This is a genomic window from Mesorhizobium intechi (assembly GCF_002879535.1).
In the GTDB taxonomy this organism is placed as follows: Bacteria; Pseudomonadota; Alphaproteobacteria; order Rhizobiales; family Rhizobiaceae; genus Mesorhizobium; species Mesorhizobium intechi.
On the sequence record NZ_PNOT02000021.1, the window covers coordinates 1 to 4514 of the forward strand.

General features: G+C 63.4%; 2 protein-coding genes. One reads left to right on the top strand and one right to left on the bottom strand.

What is annotated here, in order from left to right; all coding sequences use genetic code 11:
* A partial coding sequence (locus C1D09_RS01520) for an N-acetylmuramoyl-L-alanine amidase (protein ID WP_143972658.1) occupies positions 1-811 on the bottom strand: 811 nt, incomplete at its 3' end.
* Between the two features lie 650 nt (positions 812-1461).
* Here C1D09_RS01520 and C1D09_RS01525 point away from each other — a divergent pair.
* On the top strand, positions 1462-4410 hold the full coding sequence (locus tag C1D09_RS01525; RefSeq protein ID WP_143972659.1) for an Rne/Rng family ribonuclease: 2949 nt from the start codon (positions 1462-1464) through the stop codon (positions 4408-4410).
* Positions 4411-4514 lie beyond the last annotated feature (104 nt).

Below are 4514 nucleotides of genomic sequence, written 5' to 3' on the forward strand. Positions count from 1 at the left end.
TGTCGGCATGGATCGAAATCAACAGGTCGGCCTCATGCTGGCGGGCGATGCGCACGCGGTCGTCCAGGCGCAGATATTCATCGGTGTCGCGGGTCATGAAGACATCGTATTTGCCGATGGCGGTGAGCTTGTCGCGCAGTTCCGTGGCGAAGGCCAGCGTGACGTTCTTCTCGATCGTGCCGTTCAGACCCTCGGCGCCGCCATCGACCCCGCCATGGCCGGGATCGATGACGACGGTGAAGCGGTGACCGGGATTGGAGACCGGCCCGGTGCCAACCCGCCCGCCCTTGTCGGTCGAAACTGTCGAGCCGGTGGTCAGCGCCTGGTTGGCAAGGGCGGCGTCGAACTCCCGTTCGGAGGCGGCCGACATGTCGATGGCAATGCGGTAGCCGGTGCCGTCCTCATTCTTGAGCACGTCCAGCTTGTCGACGGCGAACGGCCCCTTGCCGGTGACGATCAGCCGCGAGGCGCCCTCGCCGAGCGCGCCCAGCCGCACGCCTTTGACCAGGCCGCGCGGCTTCAAATCCTTGGCGTCGATGGCCAGCCTGGTATTCGCCAGATCGATGACCAGACGATTGGGTCCGCGCAGCAGAAACCATTTGATATCGGGCTCGCGATCGAAATCCATCACGATGCGCATCTTGGTGGCATCGCCCGCCATCTTGTAGCCTTTTGCCACCAGCGGCGCATCGGCGGCGTCGGCAACGGAGAAAAAGCCTTGGGAAACCACCACCAGCAGCGACAGACATAGAGCGACAAGAATCCGGCCGCCAACACGACATCCCTTGTCTGTGAAGTCTGCCAGTCCCATCTCTCTTCCAGTCGTTCCCGGTTTGGCGCCAGGCGCCCGCTCGTTTCGTCGAAGCGCCGGTTAGGCCGCGAACTCGATTAACGATTGGTATCCAGAGAAGGTTAACCAAGCCTTTTCACGCGAGGTTCGGACCCAGGCTTACGTTACGGAACTGCTTTTTGCCGGCATCGGAAATCGGGGTTGCCTTCCACCCCGCCAAATCATAAAAGCGATAGTGGATCACTGCAATCCTGGAACCGCCCTCCTCCGCAGCTTCCTGCTACAGGGTCAGATGAAAGGCGGCTCCTTTCGCTTCAGGCGAAAAGGCTTCAGGTGATTGCGACGAATTTCGCAGGTGTGCTCCCGTGGCGGGGGAATCACCTGCGTGAGGAAAACGGCCGGGTTTGTTCCCGTGCCGGCTCTGTATGAGCAAACAAGCTGGTCCGGTTTCCGGGCTTTGGTTCAAAAGGTTCCGCTGGTGACGATGGCTTCAAGCGCAATCATGGAAAGGTCCGCATCAAACCGCGCCAGTATGGCAGCGGGCGGCACCGCCATGACACGCAGGCACCGTCCGGCGGACATTCAATTATCCGGCACCCACTCTCCAGACACACAGCAGCGGGCTTTGCCCCGCCAGCTGCGGCTGACGGCTGCCGGGGGGAAACGAAATAATGCCCAACAAGATGCTGATAGACGCCTCCCACCCGGAGGAAACACGCGTTGTCGTCGTACGCGGTAACCGTATCGAAGAATTCGACTTTGAATCCCAGGACAAGAAGCAGCTCAAAGGAAATATCTACCTCGCCCGCGTAACGCGCGTCGAACCCTCCCTTCAGGCAGCCTTTGTCGAATATGGCGGCAACCGTCACGGTTTTCTCGCCTTCAGTGAAATACACCCCGACTACTACCAGATCCCGGTCGCCGACCGTCAGGCATTGCTGCGCGCCGAAGCGCAGGAAGCCGAGGACGAAGAGGACGAGGATGGTGACGGCGATGACCGCCAGAGCCGCGATCGCGGACGCCGCGGACGCCGGCGCGGCGGCAAGAGCCGCGAGCGCGGTGAGCACAAGCGCGACACCGGCGAGGCAGGCGAAGGCTCGGGCGAGCCAAGCGAAGGCAACGACAGCGGCGACATCGTTGTCGAGGAGATTTCACACACCTCCGAGATCATCGAACACGCAGCCGATACATCGGAACATTCAGATCCCTCGGGGCATGCCGATACATCAGGCCATGATGAAGGTTCCGCCGAGCAGGACGAAACCGAAACCCGCGAGGGTGGCCCGACATCGATCGCCGCCGCGGTCGACGGCGATGTGATTTCCGAGTCCGTCTCGCAGACGGAACAGGCCACTGAAACCACCTCCAGCGACAGTGATCGCGGCATGCTGGAGGAAGTACAGTCCTCGCATCACGACGACCACGAGGTCGAGTCGGTCGGCGCCGAGGATGCCCTGGAAGAAGTGCGCAACCGTCGCAAGCCGGTTCGCCGCCAGTACAAGATTCAGGAAGTGATCAAGCGCCGGCAGATCCTGCTGGTACAGGTCGTCAAGGAAGAGCGCGGCAACAAGGGCGCCGCACTCACCACCTATCTGTCGCTTGCCGGCCGCTATTCGGTGCTGATGCCGAACACGGCGCGCGGCGGTGGCATTTCGCGCAAGATCACCAGCGCTGTCGACCGCAAGCGCCTGAAGGAGGTCGTTGCCGATCTCGAAGTGCCGCAAGGCATGGGCGTCATACTGCGCACGGCCGGCGAGAGCCGCACCAAGGCCGAGATCAAGCGCGATTACGAATATCTGATGCGGCTGTGGGAGAACGTGCGCAATCTCACGCTCCAGTCCACCGCCCCTGCCCTCGTCTACGAGGAAGGCAGCCTGATCAAGCGTTCGGTGCGCGACCTCTACAACAAGGATATCGACGAGATCCTGGTCTCGGGCGAGGAAGGCTACCGCGAGGCCAAGGACTTCATGCGCATGCTGATGCCGAGCCACGCCAAGGTGGTTCAGCCGTTCCGCGACACGACGCCGATCTTCGTGCGCAACGGCATCGAGGCGCAGCTCGACCGCATGCTGCAGCCACAGGTGACGCTAAAGAGCGGCGGCTACATCATCATCAACCAGACCGAGGCGCTGGTAGCCATCGACGTCAATTCGGGTCGCTCCACCAAGGAGCATTCGATCGAGGACACCGCGCTACACACCAATCTGGAAGCGGCCGAAGAGGTTGCCCGTCAGCTCCGGCTTCGCGATCTCGCCGGCCTGATCGTCATCGACTTCATCGACATGGAGGAGAACCGCAACAACCGCTCCGTCGAGAAGCGGCTGAAGGATCACCTCAAGAACGACCGGGCCCGCATCCAGGTCGGCCGGATCTCGCATTTCGGCCTGATGGAGATGTCACGCCAGCGCATCCGCGCCAGCGTGCTGGAATCGACCATGAAGCCCTGCCCGCATTGCGGCGGCACCGGCCATGTCAGGTCGGATTCGTCGGTCGCGCTGATGGTGGTGCGGGCGATCGAGGAATTCCTGCTCAAGGATTCGCGCAGCCACATCACCGTGCGCACGCCGGCCGCAACCGCACTCTACGTGCTCAACCACAAGCGCGGCACGCTGGTGGAACTCGAAAGCCGTTTCGGCCTGACCATCACCATCGAGGCCGACGATGCGGTTGGCGCCCAGCACTATGCGATCTTCCGCGGCGCGCTGGCCGAGAAGCCCGAGGGTTTCGTCGAGGTCCGCAGCCTGCCGGCCTATGTCGAGCCGGAAGAGCCCGAGGACGAGATTGCCGTCGTCGAGGACGATGATGAGATCGCGGTCCAGGCCGAGCAGCCGCGCCAGCAGCCGCAGCAGCCGCAGCGGCCTGCCGGCGGCGAAGATGGCGAAGGCCGCGACCGCAAGCGTCGCAAGCGCCGTAGACGGCGCGGCGGGCGAGATCGCGACCGCGAGCATGGCGCCCCGACGGACGGGTCATCCACCTCCACTCCGGCCGGCGATTTCGCCGGCGCGCCAGACGTGGCCGGCGATGACGACAGCGAACAGGACGACGCCGCCCCGATCGCCGCCAGCGCGTCCGACGAGGCGGTGCAGGCCGCGGATGACAGCCAGGGCAAGAAGCGCCGGCGCGGCAAGCGCGGCGGCAAGCGCAACCGTCGCGAAGACGGTGAAGGCGAGACCGAGGCAAGCGCCGGCGAAACGACCGAGGCTTCAGAGGTCGACGCTTCCGAAAGCGAGCCTGCCTCGATCGAGCCGGTGGCTGTTGCTGCCGTCACGGAAGAGCCGGTGGCTACGGTGAGCGAAGAGGTGCCTAGCACGGAGAAGCCCAAGAAGCCTCGGCGCGCAGCCAAGCCGAAGAAGGCAGCCGCAGAAGCCGTGGCCGAAACGACCGTCGTCGAAGCGGCTGCGGAAACGCCGGTCGAAACGCCGGTGGCGGCTGTCGAAGAGACAGCGGTTGCGCCCGTTGCGGAAGAGCCTTCCAAGGCCCGTCCGTCGAGGCGCAAGCCGGCGGCCATCGATGCACCGGTGGTGCCGGTGGTGTCCTCGACCGTCGCCAATGAGCCGGAAGCCAAGACCGAAGAAAAGCCGAAGCGCGCTGGTTGGTGGCAGCGGAAGGGGTTTTTTTAGGCCTTTCAATTGGTTGAAGTGATTTTTCAATAAGAAGATCCCGCGCCGATCGAATGACGGCGCGGGATTTTTCGCATTGGGCGTTCCAACAGACAGCGAAGCGC

Bases quoted from the DNA above. Each gene is read 5' to 3' on its own strand.
- C1D09_RS01525 (WP_143972659.1), top strand. From the start codon at position 1,462: ATGCCCAACAAGATGCTGATAGACGCCTCCCACCCGGAGGAAACACGC.